Source organism: Duganella sp. 1224, assembly GCF_013408245.1.
In the GTDB taxonomy this organism is placed as follows: Bacteria; Pseudomonadota; Gammaproteobacteria; order Burkholderiales; family Burkholderiaceae_D; genus Rugamonas.
The window spans coordinates 267,989-287,194 of the sequence record NZ_JACBYS010000002.1; the positions used below are offsets into that span (position 1 = coordinate 267,989).

The window sequence follows — 19,206 nt, forward strand, 5'->3', positions numbered from 1 at the left end:
TTTTTATGTCCAGGCGCCGCGCTGCAGCCATTCGCGCGGCGACTGCCGGCAGGCGGCGCGGAACGCGCGGGTAAAGGCCGGCTGGGTGCTGTAGCCGACTTCGCAGGCCACGTCCTGCACCTGGCGACCGCGCCGCAGCAAGCCCTTGGCCAAACGCATGCGCTGGGCCAGCAGATAGTCGGCCGGCGTCACGCCCACCACTTCGCGGAAGCGGCGCGCGAATTTGCTGCGCGACATGCCGCACAGGTCGGCCAGCGCGGCGACCGTCCAGGCTTCCCCCGGCGCCTCCTGCATCGCCACCACCGCTTTCGAGACGCCGGCGTCGCGCAGGCCGAGCGGCGCCGCGCCGCTGCCGCGCTCGGCCAGCATCTGCCGCAGCAACTGCACCAGCACCCAGTCCACCAGCCGCCCGGTGGCATCGGCGCGCGCGCCGCCGCCGGCCGGGGCCGCGTTCAGCCGGGCCAGCATGTCGGCCACGCCCGGCAGGCTGGCCAGCGGCATGTCGATCACCAGCGGCAGGTTGCCCGCCGCGCCGCCGGACTGGCACAGCGCGACAATCTCGGCGCACAGCAACTGCGCCGTGCCCGGCACCACGATGGCGTGGGCGCAGGGACGCGGGTACACCACCAGCGACGGCGTATCGATCCGCAACTTTCGCCCCTCATGTTCGAACTCGGCGCTGCCGGCCAGCAGCAAGTGCAGATGCCCGGTACGCGGCACCACATAGGACCAGGTGCCGGCTTCCATCTTGCCGTGAAAGAAGACGCGCGTCGAAAATCCATGGCGGCTGAACAAAGCCGAAGATCGCTCCAATTGCACTCCGATCGAGACGATTAGCTACAAAATGTGTACGTATAGAAATTATCTAACAAATTGTAACTGATAACATCTAGCAAATGTTCCTTGTCTTAAATAAATCATTGTTTCCTCAACTTACCAGTATTTTCACACTTATGAAACTATCTGATCTGAGAATTACCGTACGCCTGTACCTGGCATTCGGCCTGATCGTCGCCATCCTGGTGGCCTTGGTGACGCTGGCCGAACTGGGCTTTCGCCGCCAGAGCGACGCCAACGGCCTCAACGTCCATACCTACGAGGTGCTGGACCGCTGCGCCGGCGTGCTGGAGAGTCTGCTGAATATCGAAACCGGCCAGCGCGGCTATTCGTTGACGGGCAAGGACGGTTCGCTCGAGCCTTATGACAGCGGCAAGAAGAATTTCGAGGTGCAGCTGCGCGCCCTGGCCGCGCTGACGGCCGACAATCCGCAGCAGCAGGAGCGCCTGAAGCGTCTGGCGGACAAGCAGCGCGAGTGGGTGAGCGGCGCCATCGATCCAGCCATCGCCCTGCGCCGCGCCGCCGGCGACGATCTGGCGGCCGTGGTGGCCAGCGAGCAGTCCAACAAGGGCAAGGCCGGCATGGATGGCATGCGTCAGCTGTTGAGCGACATCACCGGCACCGAGCGCGCGCTGCTGGTCCAGCGCACCGAGGACGCCAATCGCGTGCGCAGCCGCACCGAGTGGCTGATGATCGGCGGCGGCCTGCTGGCGGCGGCGCTGGCGGTGCTGCTGGCGGTGGTGCTGGGGCGGAATATCAGCCGTCCGCTGGCGGCGGCGGTGGCGCTGGCGCAGCGCGTGGCGCGCGGCGATTTGAGCAGCCAGATCGAGGTGCGCAGCAAGGATGAGACCGGCGAACTGATGCAGGCGCTGCGCGACATGAACAGCGCCCTGACCGGCATTGTGCTGGAGGTGCGCGGCGGCACCGATACCATCACCACGGCGGCGGCGGAAATCTCGTCGGGCAATATGGATTTGTCCTCGCGCACGGAGCAGCAGGCCAGCTCGCTGGAGGAGACGGCGTCGTCGATGGAAGAGCTGACGGCGACCGTCAAGCAGAACGCCGACAGCGCCCACAAGGCGCGCGAACTGGCCGGCAGCGCCTCCAGCGTGGCGGTGCGCGGCGGCGAGATGGTGGCTGAGGTGGTAACCACCATGGGCACCATCAATGACTCGGCGCGCAAGATCGCCGACATCATTGGCGTCATTGATGGCATCGCCTTCCAGACGAATATTTTGGCGCTGAATGCGGCGGTGGAAGCGGCGCGCGCCGGCGAGCAGGGGCGCGGTTTCGCGGTGGTGGCGTCCGAGGTGCGCAACCTGGCGCAGCGCTCGGCCAGCGCGGCCAAGGAGATCAAGGCGTTGATCGACGACTCGGTGAGCAAGGTCGATGCCGGCAGCAAGCTGGTGGACCGCGCCGGCGCCACCATGGAGGAAGTGGTGGCCAGCGTGCAGCGCGTGACGCAGATCATCAACGACATCGCCATCGCCAGCGAGGAGCAGCGCAACGGCATCGAGCAGGTCAACGATGCCATCACGCAGATGGACCAGGTGACCCAGCAGAATGCCGCGCTGGTCGAGGAAGCCGCCGCGGCGGCGGCGGCGTTGAAGGATCAGGCCGACGGGCTGACGCAGGCGGTCAGCATCTTCCAGCTCAACGGCGTTGGCGCAACAGCCGCGCGCCGTCAGCCGGGCATGTCGGCCGGCCGCAGCCTGGCCGTGGTACGGTCGTACTAAGCCGCACGCGCGGCGCGTCAGCGCCTGGTGTTGGTGTTGCCCTCCGGCGGTTGCGTGACCGGGCGGTCGCTGGCAGTCGGATTGGCGCCAGCAGTGCCGGTGCCGCCCGTCGCGCCGGTGCCGGATGTGCCGGATGTGCCGGACGCGCCAGTACCGGTCGTGCCGGTGCCGGTCGTGCCGGTGCCGCTGGTGGTGCCGGGCACTGTGGCCGCCGGACTATCCGAACTCGTGCCTGTATTGCCGCGCTCAGTCCCCGGCGACGCGGCCGAGCCGCCGCTGGCACCGGCTTCGCTGTTGCCGGCCCCGCTCGGCGTGGCGCTAACGCGGTCATCCTTGCAGCCGGCCAGCGCCAGCGCGGCCAGCCCGGCGTATAGGCCGGCGCGATGCGCGCCTTAGGAGAGCGGGCAAAAAAAATGGCCCCGAGGGGCCACATGCCGTTAAGTTGGCGTGGATTCGTCATTCCGGCGCAGGCCGGAATCCATACACGGCGTGCAAGCGTTCTATGGGTTCCGGCCTACGCCGGAACGACGGGTTGCCGCGTTAGGCGTAGCTGCGCAGGCGCAGCGAGAAGTCTTGCAGCGACTTGATGCCGGACGCTTCGGCGCGGTTGCACCAGTCCTGCAACTTGTGCAGCAGGTCATCCTTCGTGAAGTGCGAACGCTCCCAGATCACGCCCAGCTCCACGCGCATATTGTGCATGGTCTCCAGCGCTTTGCTGTGCTGGAACAGCTCCACCAGCTGTTGCTGCTGCGGCGCCGCCAGCTTGCCCGGCTCGCGCTGCAGCAGCTTGCGCGACGACTTCAGGAAGCGCGACTCCAGCTGCGCCTTGTCCTTCAGGTGCTCCAGCTCTTCCTTCCACGCGTGCTTGACCGACTTGGCGTACTTGGCCATCACGTCGTAGCGGTTGGCGATCACCGACTGCAGCGTGTCGAAGTCGGCTTCCAGCTTGCCCTTGGCGAACTTCGGCGCCGGCGCCACTTTCTTCACCTTGGCCAGGCCGACCAGCTCCAGCGCGCGGATGTAGCCCCAGCCGATGTCGAACTCATACCACTTCGACGACAGCTTGGCCGAGGTGGCAAACGTGTGGTGGTTGTTGTGCAGCTCTTCGCCGCCGATCAGCAGGCCCAGCGGAATGATGTTGGTGGCGGCGTCGGCGCAATCGTAGTTGCGGTAGCCCCAGTAGTGGCCGATGCCGTTGATGATGCCAGCGGCGGTCACCGGGATCCACAGCATCTGCACCGCCCACACGGTAATGCCGATCACGCCGAACAACAGCACGTTGAGCACCAGCAGCGACGACACGCCCAGCGCGCTGTAACGCGTGTAGACGTTACGCTCCATCCAGTCGTCCGGCGTGCCGTGGCCGTACTTTTCCATGGTTTCCTTGTTCTTGGCCTCGGCGCGATACAGCTCGGCGCCTTCCCAGAACACTTTCTTGATGCCGCGCGTGACCGGGCTGTGCGGATCTTCCTCGGTGTCGCACTTGGCGTGGTGCTTGCGGTGGATCGACGCCCATTCCTTGGTCACTTGGCCGGTGGTCAGCCACAGCCAGAAGCGGAAAAAGTGCGCCGGGATCGGGTGCAGGTCGAGCGCGCGGTGCGCCTGGCAGCGGTGCAGGTAAATCGTCACGCTGGCGATGGTGATGTGGGTGACCGCCAGCGTATAAAAGAACACTTCCCAGCCCGTGAAACGGGTCACACCGTTCGACAGGAAATCCAATACTGCGTATAAACTCATTACTACTCCAAAGGATGGCCAGACGGCCAAGATTGTGTTTTCGACAGGCGTGGGGCGCCCAGCGATTATGACTTTTGGACGACATTGTACGCTGAAACCAGCGGCATTTTCTGACTATTCTTTAGGCACGGTCGTGCTTTCCTGACCGGCCACCGGGGCCGGCACCGGGCCGAGGATGCGCATCTCGCGTTGCGGGAATGGCACAGAGATGTTGTTTTCCTTGAGCGCGCGCCAGATCGCGCGGTTGACGTCGGACGTCACGCTGCCGCGGCCGTTCTGCGGATCGTTGATCCAGAAGCTGACCGTCAGTTCCAGGCCGTCCGCGCCGAAGCTGGCCAGATACACCGACGGCGCCTTGTCCTTCAGCACCCGCTCGGCAGTCAGCGTGGCCTCGGTCAGCAACTGGACGACGAAGTCGACATCGGTGTCGTACGCCACCGACACCTTGGTCGAGATATTCACCAGGCTGTTGGACAGCGACGAATTCTGCACCGCGCCCGACACCAGCATCTCGTTCGGCACGATCGACTCGACGCCGTCCAGGCTCTGGATCACCGTGTAGCGGGTGTTGATCTGTGTGACCTTGCCGCTGTACTTGTCGACCGTGATCATGTCGCCGATGGTCAGCGAGCGGTCCAGCAGGATCACGAAGCCGGACACGTAGTTGCTGGCGATCTTCTGCAGGCCCAGGCCGAGGCCCACGCCCAGCGCGCCGCCAAACACCGACAGCACGGTGAGGTCGATCCCCACCAGCGACAAGCTCATCAGCACGGCGATGACGATCAGCAGCGCGCGCGCGGTGCGCGACACCACCGCCCGCAGGTTGGTGTGCATGCCCGGCATCTTCATCAGCCATTCCTCCAGCGCCGCGCCGGCCCACAGCGCCAGCATCAACAGCAGCACCACCGACGCGGTGGCCTGCAGGATGTCGGCGATGGTCACGTGGTTTTTGCCGATCGGCAGCTGGGTCTCGTCCATGTACTGGAACACGTCGGCCCACAGGCCGGTGACGTACAGCACGAACGCCAGCCACACCAGCAGCTGGAACACCTTTTCGAACGCCAGCATGGTCGGGCTGATGGTGCGGCCGTTGCGCGCGAACACGCGGCGCAGCAGGTAGAAGGTGAAGCGGATCACCGCCAGCGAGCCGAAGATCGGCAGCGCCACCAGGATCAGGTTGACGTGGATGTGGTACTTGGCCAGCGCCAGGCGCGACAGGTACAGCAGGCCGACCACGGCCAGCGGCGCCATCACCCGCCCGAAGCTTTCGACGCCAAAGCCCAGCACGCCGGTCGGCACGTCCGGATGGCGCGTGAAGCGCTTGCGCAGCAGCCGCGCCACGCCAAAGCCGACCACCACCGACAGGATGATGGCGGCCAGTTGCCACAGCAGGCTGACATCGTGGAGGTCGCCGGCGATCAGGTCGTCGATCAGATTGAGCAGGGGCTGTTGACGGGACATTGCTTGCGTGGATGAGTTACGGAGCCGTGATTGTAAAACAGGCCGGGGATGCCGGCCTGTTCAGATTACTCCTGGTCTTCCGCGCTGGCCTTTTTCGCCATCGGCTTGCGCTCGAAGACGGCGGCGAAGAAGCCGTCGGTCTGGTGCTTGTGCGGCAGCAGCTTCAGGTAGTCGCCCATGTCGAGCTCGATCTTCTGCTCGGCCAGCGCCTTGTTCATCGGCACCAGTTCGAAGTCCGGATGGGTTTCCAGGAACTGTTGGGCGATGAAGTCGTTCTCGTCGTCCAGCACCGAGCAGGTGGCGTACACCAGGCGGCCGCCGCCCTTGACCAGGCGCGCGGCGCCGTCCAGGATGGCCGCCTGCTTGGCCTGCAGTTCGGCGATGGCTTCCGGCTTCTGGCGCCATTTGACGTCCGGGTTGCGGCGCAGCGTGCCCAGGCCCGAGCACGGCGCGTCGACCAGCACGCGGTCGATCTTGCCGGCCAGGCGCTTGATCTTGGCGTCGCGCTCGTGGGCGATGACCACCGGATGCACGTTCGACAGGCCGCTGCGCGCCAGTCGCGGCTTCAGCTTGGTCAGGCGCTTTTCCGACACGTCGAAAGCGTACAGGCGGCCGGTGTTGCGCATGGTCGCGCCCAGCGACAGCGTCTTGCCGCCGGCGCCGGCGCAGAAGTCCACCACCATTTCGCCGCGCTTGGCGCCCACCAGCGCCGACAGGATCTGGCTGCCCTCGTCCTGCACCTCGATGTGGCCGTCCTTGAACAGCGGCAGGTTCTGCAGCGCCGGCTTGGTCAGGATGCGCAGGCCCAGCGGCGCGTACGGCGTCGGCGTGGCGGTGATCGGCGCCTCGGCCAGCTTGGCGATGACGTCGTCGCGGTTGTCCTTGAGCGCGTTGACGCGCAGGTCCAGCGGCGCCGGCGTGTTCATGCCGTCGGCCAGCGCCAGCGTCTCGTCTTCGCCGAACTGCGCCACCAGCTTTTCAAACAGCCACTTCGGCATGTTGGAACGGCTGGACTTGTGCATCAGCTTGCGGTCGATCGCCATGATGCCCTCGACCCAGGCGGCCTCGTCGGCGCTGACGCCGCCCAGCGACTCCAGGCCGACCGCGTCGGTCATGCCCAGCAGCGTCAGCCGGCGCATGGTGGCGCCGCCGCCCTGCTCGGAGAAATCGGTGTAGAAGTTTTTATTGCGCAGCACGTTGTACACGCACTCGGCAATGGCGCCGCGCTCGCGGCCGCCCAGGCGCGGGTGGTCTTTGAAATAGCGCGACAGCGTGGTGTCGGCCGGCGCGGCAAAGCGCAAAATCTCGCGCAACACGTCTTCGGCGTTGGCGAGTATCGCTGGAGGCAATCTCATGGAAATCCTTTTCGTTTAACTGTGGTCCACCTGGACCGTGCCCTGCGCCAGCGTCAGCCTGTCCTCGACAAACCAGCGCACCGCGCGCGGGTAGATGACATGCTCCTGCGCCAGCACGCGGGCCGACAGGGTTTCGACCGTATCTTCCGGCAGCACCGGCACACTGGCCTGCAGCACCGCTGGCCCGTGGTCGAGTTCGGGCGTTACGAAATGCACCGTGGCGCCGTGCTCCCTGACGCCGGCGGCCAGCGCCTGCGCGTGCGTCGCCAGCCCGGGGAACAGCGGCAGCAGCGACGGATGGATGTTCAGCATGCGGCCGGCGTAGTGCGTGACGAAGGGCTCGGTCAGGATGCGCATGAAGCCAGCCAGCACCACCAGGTGCGGCTGGTAGCCGTCAATCACCTCGCGCAGCGCGGCGTCGAACTCGGCGCGGCTGGCGTAGTCCTTGTTGGGCACCACTGCCGTGGCGATGCCGTGCGCGGCCGCGAAGGCCAGGCCGGCGGCGTCAGCGCGGTTGCTGATGACGGCGGCAATGCGGGCCGGCCAGCGCTCGGCCTGCAGCGCGCGGACGATGGCTTCCATATTGCTGCCGCGACCAGAAATCAGGATGACGATGTTTTTCATAACCCGGCATTGTACCGCGTCCCACCTCGCAGGGCCACTAAAAGGCAAGAATTGTTGCGATGCAGCAGGGCGCCGGCGCGGCGGCCGGCGCGCCGGCGGGCTTACTCGAAGGAGTAAAACACCCGGAACGGCACTTTTTTGTCGGCCCACCAGTCGGCGGCGTCGCGGAAGACATCCAGCAGGGTTTCCCGTGCTTCCTTGTCAAATTTCTGGGTATTGGGCAATTGTTCCAGCACCACCAGGAAGCCGGTCTGCGCGCCGGCCTGGAACATGGTCTCGGTCAGCGTCGCGCGCAGGCCGTCGAAGTTCTTGCCTACCCCCTTGGGAAACTGGAACGATTCCGAAATCAGGCCCAGCACCTGCTGCTTGGTCAGGCCGGTGTTGGGATGCGCGTACAGGAAGTGCTGGCCGAGCCGGGCCGCCTCCTCCTGCAGTTCGGCGACGCGGAAGGCGCGGATCGACTGCACGAGGTTGGGCGGCACACTGGCCAGCAGGCTCTCGTTTCCCTCAATTTGACCTGGTATGTACGGAGTGTCCACTTTGCTGTCGGGAGTGCCTAACTTGTGAATTAATGAGTAAATAATTTGAGCACCTGTCCACGAAACATGGCGGGCGGGTCGGCGCCGGCCATGGTTGATTCAATATGTTTCTGAATCCCATACGGATATTAGGGTAACGTGTTGTTCCTCCCAGATCAACACGTATATGATATTCAACGCAATATTTGTTAAAAACAGAAGATTTTTGCCGGTTTTAGCGGTGAAATCGGCACAATTCGCCGGAGCGCCGCTGTTACATTTTGTTGCCACAGATACTGATGGAGGACTAGCCGCGCCGGGGCGACGGGATTACCATACGATTCATGCAATATCAGAATCCCCCTGATAGACACCCTGAACGATAAACGAGGTCCAAAATGAACTTCCAAGCCAAACTGATCGCCTCCGCCCTGTGCGTTGGCGCCCTGCCGTTCGCCCAGGCCGCCGATTTTGAAGATTTCGGTCGCGTGGTCAACGTCGTGCCACAAGTGCAACAAGTCAACGTGCCGCGCCAGGAATGCCGCACCGAGTACGTGCAAACCCAGGCGCCGGCGCCGGAGCGCAGCGTCGGCGGCGCCATCATCGGCGGCCTGGTGGGCGGCCTGGCCGGCAACCAGATCGGCGGCGGCTCGGGCCGCTCGGTGGCCACCGCGGCCGGCGCCATTGCCGGCGCGCTGGTCGGCGACCGCGTCGACAATGCCAACACCCCGAACAGCGGCGGCGTGCAGGAACAGGCCGTCAAGCAGTGCCGCACCGTCGACCACTGGGAATCGCGCACCTCGGGCTACCAGGTGACCTACAACTACCAGGGCCGCAACTACACCACGCCGATGTCCTACGACCCGGGCGACCGCGTGCGCCTGCGCGTGGTGGTTGAGCCAGCGCAACGCTAAGCGATTCCGCCCCCGCCTTTTGAATGCCGGCCTTGCGCCGGCATTGTTGTTTTCAGATAATGCCGGTTCATCCTCCTGCCGCCGCCCCCAATGTTAATTAAACGCAAATCCATCGAAAAAGAAGAATCCTCGCGCCCGGCCGCGGCCAAGGCGGCGGACAAGCCGGCGCGCAAGCCGAAGTATGCGCCGGTGACCTTGTCGGAATTCGATGGCGTGCGCTATCTGCATTTCGGCACCGAGTGGGTGCAGGGCGCGATGCGCCTCCGCAAGCCCAACTGGCCGGAGCTGGAATACGCGCAGCAGATGATGGCCTGGATGCTGTGGCTGGACCAGCCGCGCCGCATCGCCCAGCTCGGCCTGGGCACGGCCGCGCTGACCAAGTTCTGCCACGCCACCTTCCCCCAGGCGCAGGTGACGGCGGTGGAGCTCAACCCATCGGTGATCGCCATCTGCGAGTCGATGTTCAAGCTGCCGCCCAACGATGACCGCCTGCAGGTGCTGGAGATGGACGCGCTGGACTTCGTCAACGACCAGGCCAACGCCGACACGCTGGACGCGCTGCAGGTCGACCTGTACGACGCCACCGCGCGCGGCCCGGTGCTGGACACGCCGGCCTTCTACCAGGCCTGCAACGCCTGCCTGACCGACGACGGCGTGATGACCGTCAACCTGTTCGGCGACCACCCCAGCTACGCGCGCAACATCAAGGCCATCAAGTTCGCCTTTGCCCAGGTGATTTGCCTGCCGCAGGTGCATGATGGTAACGTGGTGGCGATCGCCTTCAAGCGCCCGCGCCGCATCGACCCGGACGCGCTCAAGGCGCGCGCCGCGCAGATCGTCGCCGACACCAGGCTGCCCGCCAAGTCCTGGGTCAAGGACATCGCGGCGGCAAACTAACCTGAAAGGCGGCCGCACAGATGAATTCAGCAAGCGCATCACCGGGCAAGGCGGCCCCGCTCGATCTGCAACAGATTTACACCTGGCTGCTGGCCGACGGCATGATACGCAAGGCCGAGGTCAAGGAGCTGTACGCGCAAAGTTCGGCCATCCTGAAGAACACCAGCGGCTATATGCATCCGCTGTGCGCGGTGGCGCACGCCAAGCTGCTGTCGGCGCGGCCGCCGCACAAGCTGCTGACGCTGGACGCGCTGTGCGAGTGGCTGGCGGCGCGCGTCAACCTGCCCTTCATCCGCATCGATCCGCTGAAGATCGACTTCACCCGCGTGGCCGACGTCATGTCGGCCAGCTACGCGGCGCGCTTCAACATCCTGCCGGTGGAACTGACCGCGGACACGCTGGTGGTGGCCACCGCCGATCCCTGCGCCCACGAATGGGAGGCGGAAATCGCCAAGCTGTCGCGCCGCGCGGTGCGCCGCGTGATCGCCAACCCGCTCGACATCGCCCAGTACATCACCCAGTTCTTCAGCCTGGCCAAGTCGATCAAGAAGGCCAACAAGAGCGGCGGCAACGACCTCTCGCTGCGCAACAACTTCGAGCAGCTGGTGGAGCTGGGCAAGAACAACAAGCAGGTCGACGCCAACGACCAGCACGTGATCAACATCGTCGACTGGCTGTGGCAGTACGCCTTCGAGCAGCGCGCCTCCGACATCCACCTCGAACCCAAGCGCGACCTGGCGGCGATCCGCTTCCGCATCGACGGCGTGCTGCACCAGGTGTACCAGGTGCCGGCGGTGGTGATGATCGCCATGACCGCGCGCATCAAGCTGCTGGGGCGCATGGACGTGATCGAGAAACGCCGCCCGCAGGACGGCCGCATCAAGACCCGCACCGCCGGCGGCCAGGAAGTCGAGCTGCGGCTGTCGACGCTGCCCACCGCCTTCGGCGAAAAGCTGGTGATGCGGATTTTCGATCCGGACGTGGTGGTCAAGACGCTGCCCGAACTGGGCTTCCCGCTGGACGACGCCCAGCGCTGGGACGCGCTGACCCAGCGCCCGCACGGCATCATCCTGGTCACCGGGCCGACCGGCTCCGGCAAGACCACCACGCTGTACACCACGCTGAAGGCGCTGGCCACGTCCGAGGTCAACGTCTGCACGGTGGAAGACCCGATCGAGATGGTCGAGCCGGCCTTCAACCAGATGCAGGTGCAGCCCGGCATCGAGCTGTCCTTCGCCGACGGCGTGCGGGCGCTGATGCGGCAGGACCCGGACATCATCATGGTCGGCGAGATCCGCGACCTGGCCACCGCCGAGATGGCGATCCAGGCGGCGCTGACCGGCCACCTGGTGCTGTCGACGCTGCACACCAACGACGCGCCGTCGGCCGTGATGCGGCTGCTGGAGCTGGGCGTGCCCTACTACCTGCTGGAAGCCACGCTGATCGGCATCATGGCGCAGCGGCTGGTGCGCACCTTGTGCGCGGACTGCAAGACCGCGGGCGGCGAACTGAGCGACGAAATCTGGCGCAGCCTGGCCGGCGCGTGGGACCTGCCCAAGCCGGCCACCGTGTACCAGCCGGTCGGCTGCCCCGAATGCCGCCAGACCGGCTACCGCGGCCGCACCGGCCTGTATGAGCTGCTGACGGTCAGCGCCGCCTTCAGCGCCCAGGTGCGCGAGGAAACCGACCTGCCGGCGCTGCGCCGCCAGAGCATCGCCGACGGCATGAAACCGCTGCGCGTCGCCGGCGCGCTGAAGATCCAGGAGGGCGTGACCACCGCCGACGAGGTGCTGAAAGTGACCGCCGCGCTGGGCCTGCGCTAAAAAGCCCTTTGCAATTATCGCCGGGCTGTATATAATACGGCCTCTTTCGGGGGTCGTTAGCTCAGCTGGTAGAGCAGCGGACTTTTAATCCGTTGGTCGCAGGTTCGAATCCCGCACGGCCTACCACCGAATTCCTAAAAAAGCTTCCGCTCAGGAAGCTTTTTTTTCGCCCCCACGCCATCGGGCAGGCCGCTGGTGTAAGCTAGCGGCACAGCGCGCGAGGCGCCACTTCTGGGGATGGTATGGCAGGCAAATACGGCATGGGGACCGCGCTGCTGGTGGCAGCCTGCTGGGTGTCCCCGCCGGCCGTGTGTGGCGCCGACGCGCCGCTGCCGCTGCGCATCGCCGCCCAGGAAGGCTCGGAACCCAAATTCGTCGCCGAGGGCGACAAGATCGGCGGCCTGTGCATCGACATCCTGCGCGCCGTCGAGGCCATCGATCCGGGCCTGCGCTTCGTCGGCGACCAGCAATGGAAACCGCTGATCCGCGTCATCAGCGAACTGGCCAACGGCAGCGAGGACGTGGCCTGCGCGCTGCAGCGCACGCCGCAGCGCGAGCAGCAGTTCCATTTCATCGGCCCGGCGCTGTTCACCATCGATTACCACTTCCTGGCGCGCAGCGACGACAACGTCGTCATCACCAGCTGGGACGACGTGCGCAGGCTGGGGCCGGACACGGTGGTGCTGGTCAACCGCGGCTACGCCGCCGGCGAGATCATCGGCGCCATGGGCAACTTCAAGGTGGACGCCAGCTCGCCGCGCGCGGAGCTGAACCTGCACAAGCTGATGATCGGCCGCGGCCGCCTGTACTTCCATCGCGGCCCCGGCCTGCACCAGCTGCTGGCGCGCACCGGCACCGCCGGCCAGGTGCGCATCCTGCCGCAGGTCATGTACAGCGCCAAGTTATACTTCGCTGCCAGCAAGCAGCTGGACCGCAAGATCAGCGAGCGTCTCGCCAGCGCGCTGTTCGCGCTGGAAAAAAAAGGTGAACTGGAAAGGCTGATGCGTAAATGGGATTGAATCGCGTGACACGATGGCTGGCGGCGGCGCTGCTGGGCGCCGCCATGGCGCTGGCGCCGGCGGCGCGGGCCAAGCCGGCCGTGCTGAAGGTGGTGGCGCAGGAGGGCACCGAGCCCAAGTACATCCCGGCCGGCATCGGCCGCGTGGTCGGCCTGTGCGTCGACCTGTACCGCGCCATCGAGCGCGTCGATCCCGGCATCGTGTTCGAGGGCGACCAGCAGTGGACGCCGGCGCTGCAGGCGCTGTCGCAGCTGGCCAGCCACCAGAGCGACGCGCTGTGCGCGGCGCAACGCACCGACGAGCGCGCGCGCCAGTACGTGTTCCTCGATCCGCCGCTGTTCCAGTTCCGCTACCAGCTGATCGCGCGCGCCGACGACCCGGCCGTCATCGCCGGCTGGGACGACGTGCGCAAGCTCGGCGCCCAGGGCGTGGTGCTGATCAACCGCGGCTACACCACGCCGGACATGATGGAGCGCCTCGCCGGCCTGCGCGTCGACGCCGACGCCACCACCCCGGCCGCCAACCTGCACAAGCTGGTGACCGGGCGCGGCCGCTTCTTCCTGCACCGCGCGCCCGGCATGCAGGGCTTCATCGACCGCGCCGGCGTGGCCGCCAAGGTCAGGATCCTGCCAACGGTGCTGGCCACCACCAATGTCTACATGGCGATGGGCAGCCACGTCGATCCGGCGCTGCGGCTGCGGGTGCAGCGCGCGCTGGAACAGCTGCAGAAAAACGGCGAGCTGGCGCGGCTGCTGCACAAGTGGGAATGAGCGGCGCCCTACTCGCCCAGCCAGCGGGCGCTGCCGGCGACGCGGATCGAGCTGCCGCGCTCTGACGGAATCTGCACCTGCAGGTGGCACGGCGCGCCCATGTCCTCACCCTGGATGATGTCGATGGCGCCGCCGTGCGGCCAGTCGAGGTCGCGCAGATAGCCGGCCAGGGCCGCCGCCGCCGCGCCGGTGGCCGGATCCTCGTACACGCCGCCGGAGGCGAACGGATTGCGCGCGTGGAAGCGCTGCGGCGTTTCGGCGTAGATCAGCGAGATGGTGGCAAAGCCGTAGCGGCGCATCAGCTCGCGCCCCGCGTTCAGCTCGTAGCGCATGGCGCGCAGCTTGTCGCGGCTTTGCAGCGCCAGGATCAGGTGCTGGGCGCCGCCGTTGGCCACCGCCGGCGGAATGCGGTCGTCCAGATCGGCCAGCGTGTAGCCGAACAGCGCCAGCGCCTCGCGCACCAGCGTCGGCGTGGCCGGCGCGCTGGAGGTGGCCGGCGACTGCAGCGCCGCGTGCGCGCCGTTGGCATGGGCGCGGCCCTCGACCGTCACGCGCGCGTGGTTGGTGGTCAGCGGGAAGATGCCGTCGCCATTCTGCTGCGCCAGCACGGCGCCCAGCGCGATGGTGGCGTGGCCGCAGAACGGCACCTCGCCGTCCGGCGAGAAATAGCGCACCCGCCAGCCATCCTCGTGCGGGGCGGCAAACACCGTTTCCGAATACCCCATTTCCGCGGCGATGCGCTGCATGGCCGGCTCCTCCGGCAGCGCGGCGCGGATCATGACGCCGGCCGGATTGCCACCCTGCTCGCCGGCGGTAAAAGCGGCGACCTTGTGCACCTTGGTAATCGTCTGCATGTTGTCTCCTGGCGTGAAAGTTACTGCTGGTTAGGCCCCTTCCACATGACTATACCGCGACTTGCGGTTCCCGCCCTCATCATTTCGGCCCAGTTGACGCAACTCCGGGGTCAGGTCCTCCATTTCTACACGGCCTCTACCGTACGCGAGCGTACGGTAGAGGCCGTGTAGAAATGGAGGACCTGACCCCGGAGTTGTTAGTTGAAGCTGAGGGCGCTGCTGCTGGCGTTGCTGAGCTTTTGTGCTTTCAGGTCGATGGTGAAGTGGTCGCTGGGCTTGCCCGAGCCCAGGCCTTTCAGGATCGCGAACACTTGCTTGAACTGCGACTGGAACGCGACGTGCACCGGGTTCTGGTCGGACAGCTGGTCGCCTACCTTGAGGATCGCCGCCGGCGCGGCCGGGAAGGCGTTCATCAGCACCTTGTATTGCGCCACCCGCTCGGCGCCCATGTCGCGCAAGGCCAGCTCGCCGGCGTACACGGTGCGGTGGAAGTCGCCATAGAACTCGTAGGCGCTGATCTTGGCGAAGTCGGCCAGCTTGAGGTTGGCGGCGGCCGCCACTTGCTCGGCCTTGGCAGTGGCGGTGGCCCAGTCGGCCGTCAACTGGCTGGCGGCCACGCTGTCGCCGGCCGGCGTGCCCTTGGCGGCGCAGGCGGCGCTGATCGGCAGCACCGACGGGTTGTCTTTCAGCTGCGCCAGCGTGACCCTGGTTTGCAGTTGCGACAGGATCAGCATCTGCCGCGCGTCCAGCGACATCGCCGCCTCCTTCATTTCGCACGGCCAGTAATCGCCCATGAAGCGCAGGCGCGACAGTTCGCCGAAGTAGGTGCGGGTGAATTCGCCATACGATTTGCTGTCGAGGATGCCGCGGTTCCAGCGCTTGGCGACATCGCCGGCGGCGCTGCTGCCTTGCAGGTAGTCGTATTCGACCTGGTACAGCGGGAACAACTCGTTGTGGCGCGCCACGTTGTTGAGGCCGACCGTCTGCACGTCGACCACGTCCTTGCTCTGGTAGCTGACGATCTTGTACGCCGCGCCAAACACCGCCAGCGACGGCGACTGCACGTTGACCAGGTAGTTGCCGGCGCTGTCCTTGTAGTCGTTGGTGCCGTTGAAGTGCATGTGACCGCCGATGTGCAGCGGCAGGCCGGTGGCGGCCAGCGCGGCGGTGGTGGCGGCGGCCGGCATGCGCGACACCTGGAACGCGCCCGGCTTGAACACGGCCTTCATGGCGTCGGTCTGGTTGGCGTAGAAGTCCATGGTCGGGTAGTGCGAGAAGGCCATCAGCTGCTTGCCCTGGGCCTTGGCGCGTGCGGCCACCGACTTGATCCATTCCATCTGGTGGAGCTTGTGGGTCTGCACCTTGTTCCAGCCGGCGTCGCCGGCGTTGTCGAAGCCCTTGAAGGCGGTCGGATTGGCCGGATCGAAGTTGGCGTTGGGCACGTGGACGTTGGCGTCCAGCGCCAGCAGCCAGATGCCCTTGACCGGCTCGACCAGGTAGCTGGCGTCGATGATGCTGGTGCAGCGGCTGTAGGTCTTGCCGGCCACCTTGTACTTGCCGCCCTCGCCTTCGGCGCAGATGTCGAACTTGCGCTTGCTGAGGTCGGCCGCGGCGGCGGCGGCGTCGTAGCTGTACTTGTTGTCGGCGTAGCTGGTGAACGGGGTTTCCCAGTAGACGTCGTTCTTGTTGGGCGCGTAGCCAAATTCGGCCAGCTTGGTCAGCAGCTTGTCGTAGCCCTGCTCCATCAACTGGTTGGTGCACACCACGGCCGGATCCTTGGCCTTGCAGGCGGCGCTGTTGACGGCGTAGATTTTCTGTTCCTTGCCATCCTTGGTCAGGAAATCGTTCTTGCCGGCCTCGTCGTCATCGTACGGCTCGTTGGGGTCGTGGTTGCCGGGCGCGATGAAGAAGCGCATGCCCTTGGCCTGGTATTCGTGCAGGATGTCGGCCAGGCCGTCGATGTTGATCGGCTGGGCGTCGTCCGAGATGTCGCCCGGCAGCGCCACCAGGCGCAGGCCCTTGGCGTAGGCGTCGTCCAGCGCGGCGCGGAAGGCGAAGTAGTTTTCGTTGAACAGCCGGGTCGAGGTCAGCTCGGCGTACATGGTGCGGATGGTGGCGTTCTTGCCGTCCTTGGTCGGAATGCCGGCAAATTGCGTGCTCTTCAGGTCGCCGTAGATGTTCTCGAAGTGGACGTCGCTCATGAAGGCGACGGCGGTCTGGTTGACCGTGTCGGCCGGCGCGGCGGCGGCGGCCGGTTGGCTGTCGCTGCCGCAGGCGGCCAGCAGCGCGGCAATGGCGACGGCCGAGAGGGCCGCCGCCGGCAGGGCGTAACGCATACAAAACTCCATCAGGCTGGTTGCAAACCGGCGCATTGTCACACCGGCAAATGACAACCTGATTACATTTTGGAAGCGCTCCCAGGCTTATGCGGCGCGCGCCGCGGCCGGGGCGGCGGCACTGGCGGCGGCCGGCTTGCGGATCAGCCAGATGATGGCGGCGGCCAGCAGGCAGGCGGCGCCGGCGGCGAACAGCGCCGGGTTATAGGTCAGCAGCAGGGTGCGCACGCGACCGGCGCCATAGGCGGCCACTGCCGCGCCGAGCTGGTGGGCGGCGAAGATCCAGCCGAACACCATGCCGGCCTTTTCCTTGCCGAAGGTGGCGCCGGCCAGGCGCACGGTCGGCGGCACGGTGGCGATCCAGTCGAGGCCGTAGAACATGGCAAACACCGACAGGCCGTACAGCGTGAACTCGGAATACGGCAGCCACAGCAGCGACAAGCCGCGCAGGCCGTAGTACATGAACAGCAGCTTGCGGTTGTCGTAGCGGTCCGACAGCCAGCCGGAGGCGATGGTGCCGACCAGGTCGAAGGCGCCCATCATGGCCAGCACCGAGGCGGCCGGCACCGGACCGAGGCCGGCGTCGCCGCACAGCGAGATGAAGTGGGTCTGGATCAGGCCGTTGGTGCTGAGGCCGCAGATGAAGAAGGTGCCGGCCAGCACCCAGAACACGCGGCTGCGCGCGGCCTCGGCCAGGATGCGGAACGGCGTGGCCAGCGTGATGTGCATGGCCGGCGCGGCGGGCGCCACGCTGCCGGGGGCGGCGCCGTAGGGCGCCAGGCCGACGTCGGCTGGCCGGTTGCGCATCAGCAGGAACACCGCCACCGCCATCAGCGCGCAGGCGCTCAGCACCGGCAGCACGGCCAGGCGCCAGCCGTAGTGCTCGATCATCCACGCGCCGACCGGCAGGAAGATCAGCTGGCCGGTGGCCGAGCTGGCCGTGAGGATGCCGACCACCAGGCCGCGGTGCTGGTCGAACCAGCGGTTGGACACCACCGCGCTCAGCACCAGCGCGGTCAGGCCGGAGCCGACGCCAAGCATGATGCCCCAGAACAGCACCAGCTGCCAGAACTGGGTCATTTGCGTGGCCAGCGCCATGCCGGCCGCCACCAGCGTCAGCGCGGTGACGACGACGTTGCGCAGGCCGAAGCGCTCCATCAGGATGGCGGCGAACGGGCCCATCAGGCCAAACAGCGCGAAGCGCACCGCCAGCGCGGACGAGATCTGTTCGACGTCCCAGCCGAATTCTTTCGACAGCGGTTGCAGCAGCGCGCCGGGCAGGCCCAGCGCGGCGGACGAGCTGAGCGCGGTCAGGAAGGTCACCGCGACGATGACCCAGGAGTAGTGCAGGCCGCGCCGGTGCAGCCAGGTGGATAGGGGTTGTGCGAACATCATGTTCCTCATGCGGGCAATGCGCGCGGGAGGCGCGCTTGCCTTGCATTTTAAATGATGATCATCATGAATACAACCAGAATCAAGTTTTACCCCAAAAACGAAAGGGTCTGACCCCGTACGGGGTCAGACCCTGGCCGCAGCGCTGTGCGAGGTGCACCTGTGCCGCGGACGCAACAGGTAGGGCGGGCGGTGGTGGGGGAAGGCCGCCCTACGCCGTTACTTGATGCGCAGCGAGCTTTGCACTTTGTTCACGCCCTTGACGTTGCGGGCCACGTCCACTGCCTTGTCCACTTCGGCCTGCGAAGGCACGAAGCCGCTCAGCATCACGGTGCCGTTCATGGTTTCCACGTGCACGTCCAGCGATTTCAGCGCCGGCTCGGCCATCAGCTCGGTCTTGACCTTGGTGGTGATGGCGGTGTCGGCGATCGCGTCCTTGGCCAGCTCGGTCTTCGAGCGCGCTTCGCACGAGGCTTTGTCGCTGCCGGTCATGGCGCTGCAATCGATGCCGGTCTGCGCGGTGTCGGCGGCTTTCTTGCCGGCCTTGGCGTCGTTGACCCAGGCGGTGTGCTGCTGTTTCGCGCCGCTCAGGCAGCTGTCCTTGTCGGCGCCGCTGCGGTTGGCGCACTGCGCTTTGGCGAGGTCGTAGTTGGCGTCAGCCACGTTGATCTGGGCTTTTTCCACCGATTTTTTATCGTTCTTGTATTGCAGGGTGGCGGTCGATTCGGCGTTGGCGCGGGCCACTTTGGCCTGCTCCTGGCAGACATCCTTGGCATTACCCGATTGTGCGTCGCAAGCGGCCTTGGCCGCTTTGTAGTCGGCGTCCGATTTGTTGATGGCGGCCTTGTAGGCCACGGTGTCGTTGGTCGGCGTCGCGGCGAAGGCGGCGCTGGCTGCGGTGGCCAGCACGAAGCAGAGTAATTTGTTCATGAT

16 protein-coding genes and 1 tRNA gene are annotated in these 19,206 nt (G+C 66.1%); 7 read left to right on the forward strand and 10 right to left on the reverse strand.

What is annotated here, in order from left to right; genetic code table 11:
* Window positions 1-3 precede the first annotated feature (3 nt).
* A complete protein-coding gene (locus tag FHW58_RS13290; RefSeq protein ID WP_179673625.1) occupies window positions 4-813 on the reverse strand; it encodes an AraC family transcriptional regulator in 810 nt (269 codons plus the stop codon).
* 140 nt (window positions 814-953) lie between these two features.
* Here FHW58_RS13290 and FHW58_RS13295 point away from each other — a divergent pair, with 140 nt between their 5' ends.
* Entirely contained in the window at window positions 954-2,573 is a 1,620-nt protein-coding gene (locus FHW58_RS13295; RefSeq protein ID WP_179673626.1) for a methyl-accepting chemotaxis protein, read from the forward strand.
* 540 nt (window positions 2,574-3,113) lie between these two features.
* Here the strand turns inward: FHW58_RS13295 and FHW58_RS13300 are convergent.
* The 5 genes from FHW58_RS13300 to FHW58_RS13320 form a co-directional block, all read right to left on the reverse strand.
* Window positions 3,114-4,310: a fatty acid desaturase gene (locus FHW58_RS13300; RefSeq protein WP_179673627.1), complete on the reverse strand. Its 1,197-nt coding sequence runs from the start codon at window positions 4,308-4,310 to the stop codon at window positions 3,114-3,116.
* 114 nt (window positions 4,311-4,424) lie between these two features.
* Window positions 4,425-5,771, reverse strand: a complete 1,347-nt coding sequence (locus FHW58_RS13305; protein WP_179673628.1) for a mechanosensitive ion channel family protein — start codon at window positions 5,769-5,771, stop codon at window positions 4,425-4,427.
* Window positions 5,772-5,836: 65 nt separating this feature from the next.
* The gene (locus FHW58_RS13310; RefSeq protein ID WP_179673629.1) at window positions 5,837-7,126 is read right to left on the reverse strand and encodes an RsmB/NOP family class I SAM-dependent RNA methyltransferase; all 1,290 of its coding nucleotides are present in this window, start codon (window positions 7,124-7,126) and stop codon (window positions 5,837-5,839) included.
* A gap of 15 nt (window positions 7,127-7,141) precedes the next feature.
* Window positions 7,142-7,750, reverse strand: a complete 609-nt coding sequence (purN, locus tag FHW58_RS13315; protein WP_179673630.1) for a phosphoribosylglycinamide formyltransferase — start codon at window positions 7,748-7,750, stop codon at window positions 7,142-7,144.
* 101 nt (window positions 7,751-7,851) lie between these two features.
* Entirely contained in the window at window positions 7,852-8,241 is a 390-nt protein-coding gene (locus tag FHW58_RS13320) for a barstar family protein (RefSeq protein ID WP_229265351.1), read from the reverse strand.
* Between the two features lie 425 nt (window positions 8,242-8,666).
* Between FHW58_RS13320 and FHW58_RS13325 the strand changes: the two genes are divergently transcribed.
* The 6 genes from FHW58_RS13325 to FHW58_RS13350 all read left to right on the forward strand — a co-directional run bounded on the left by FHW58_RS13325 (window position 8,667) and on the right by FHW58_RS13350 (window position 13,691).
* Complete coding sequence (locus tag FHW58_RS13325; protein ID WP_179673631.1) at window positions 8,667-9,182, forward strand: glycine zipper 2TM domain-containing protein; 516 nt, start codon at window positions 8,667-8,669, stop codon at window positions 9,180-9,182.
* A gap of 90 nt (window positions 9,183-9,272) precedes the next feature.
* Entirely contained in the window at window positions 9,273-10,079 is an 807-nt protein-coding gene (locus tag FHW58_RS13330) for a spermidine synthase (protein ID WP_179673632.1), read from the forward strand.
* Between the two features lie 20 nt (window positions 10,080-10,099).
* The gene (locus FHW58_RS13335; RefSeq protein ID WP_179673633.1) at window positions 10,100-11,902 is read left to right on the forward strand and encodes a GspE/PulE family protein; all 1,803 of its coding nucleotides are present in this window, start codon (window positions 10,100-10,102) and stop codon (window positions 11,900-11,902) included.
* A 50-nt stretch (window positions 11,903-11,952) separates the two neighbouring features.
* Window positions 11,953-12,028 (forward strand) — tRNA-Lys (locus FHW58_RS13340).
* 116 nt (window positions 12,029-12,144) lie between these two features.
* Window positions 12,145-12,921, forward strand: a complete 777-nt coding sequence (locus tag FHW58_RS13345; protein WP_179673634.1) for an ABC transporter substrate-binding protein — start codon at window positions 12,145-12,147, stop codon at window positions 12,919-12,921.
* A gap of 5 nt (window positions 12,922-12,926) precedes the next feature.
* Window positions 12,927-13,691, forward strand: a complete 765-nt coding sequence (locus FHW58_RS13350) for a substrate-binding periplasmic protein (protein ID WP_373996674.1) — start codon at window positions 12,927-12,929, stop codon at window positions 13,689-13,691.
* Between the two features lie 8 nt (window positions 13,692-13,699).
* Here FHW58_RS13350 and FHW58_RS13355 read toward each other — a convergent pair whose 3' ends face one another.
* From FHW58_RS13355 to FHW58_RS13370, 4 genes are all read right to left on the reverse strand, one after another.
* Window positions 13,700-14,545: a PhzF family phenazine biosynthesis protein gene (locus FHW58_RS13355; RefSeq protein ID WP_179673636.1), complete on the reverse strand. Its 846-nt coding sequence runs from the start codon at window positions 14,543-14,545 to the stop codon at window positions 13,700-13,702.
* A gap of 197 nt (window positions 14,546-14,742) precedes the next feature.
* Window positions 14,743-16,881 (reverse strand): metallophosphoesterase, encoded by a 2,139-nt coding sequence (locus FHW58_RS13360; protein ID WP_179673637.1) that lies wholly within the window; start codon window positions 16,879-16,881, stop codon window positions 14,743-14,745.
* Window positions 16,882-16,968: 87 nt separating this feature from the next.
* Window positions 16,969-18,273 carry an MFS transporter gene (locus FHW58_RS13365; RefSeq protein WP_179674212.1) on the reverse strand — a complete coding sequence of 435 codons (1,305 nt, stop codon included), beginning with the start codon at window positions 18,271-18,273 and terminating at the stop codon, window positions 16,969-16,971.
* Window positions 18,274-18,492: 219 nt separating this feature from the next.
* The gene (locus tag FHW58_RS13370) at window positions 18,493-19,203 is read right to left on the reverse strand and encodes a BON domain-containing protein (RefSeq protein WP_179673638.1); all 711 of its coding nucleotides are present in this window, start codon (window positions 19,201-19,203) and stop codon (window positions 18,493-18,495) included.
* Window positions 19,204-19,206: the final 3 nt, after the last annotated feature.

What these genes read in the sequence shown, in the direction of transcription:
- FHW58_RS13295 (WP_179673626.1), top strand. Translation starts at nt 954, where the DNA reads ATGAAACTATCTGATCTGAGAATTACCGTACGCCTGTACCTGGCATTC.
- FHW58_RS13300 (WP_179673627.1), bottom strand. Translation starts at nt 4,310, where the DNA reads ATGAGTTTATACGCAGTATTGGATTTCCTGTCGAACGGTGTGACCCGT.
- FHW58_RS13305 (WP_179673628.1), bottom strand. Translation starts at nt 5,771, where the DNA reads ATGTCCCGTCAACAGCCCCTGCTCAATCTGATCGACGACCTGATCGCC.
- FHW58_RS13310 (WP_179673629.1), bottom strand. Translation starts at nt 7,126, where the DNA reads ATGAGATTGCCTCCAGCGATACTCGCCAACGCCGAAGACGTGTTGCGC.
- purN (WP_179673630.1), bottom strand. Translation starts at nt 7,750, where the DNA reads ATGAAAAACATCGTCATCCTGATTTCTGGTCGCGGCAGCAATATGGAA.
- FHW58_RS13325 (WP_179673631.1), top strand. Translation starts at nt 8,667, where the DNA reads ATGAACTTCCAAGCCAAACTGATCGCCTCCGCCCTGTGCGTTGGCGCC.
- FHW58_RS13330 (WP_179673632.1), top strand. Translation starts at nt 9,273, where the DNA reads ATGTTAATTAAACGCAAATCCATCGAAAAAGAAGAATCCTCGCGCCCG.
- FHW58_RS13335 (WP_179673633.1), top strand. Translation starts at nt 10,100, where the DNA reads ATGAATTCAGCAAGCGCATCACCGGGCAAGGCGGCCCCGCTCGATCTG.
- FHW58_RS13345 (WP_179673634.1), top strand. Translation starts at nt 12,145, where the DNA reads ATGGCAGGCAAATACGGCATGGGGACCGCGCTGCTGGTGGCAGCCTGC.
- FHW58_RS13355 (WP_179673636.1), bottom strand. Translation starts at nt 14,545, where the DNA reads ATGCAGACGATTACCAAGGTGCACAAGGTCGCCGCTTTTACCGCCGGC.
- FHW58_RS13360 (WP_179673637.1), bottom strand. Translation starts at nt 16,881, where the DNA reads ATGCGTTACGCCCTGCCGGCGGCGGCCCTCTCGGCCGTCGCCATTGCC.
- FHW58_RS13365 (WP_179674212.1), bottom strand. Translation starts at nt 18,273, where the DNA reads ATGTTCGCACAACCCCTATCCACCTGGCTGCACCGGCGCGGCCTGCAC.
- FHW58_RS13370 (WP_179673638.1), bottom strand. Translation starts at nt 19,203, where the DNA reads ATGAACAAATTACTCTGCTTCGTGCTGGCCACCGCAGCCAGCGCCGCC.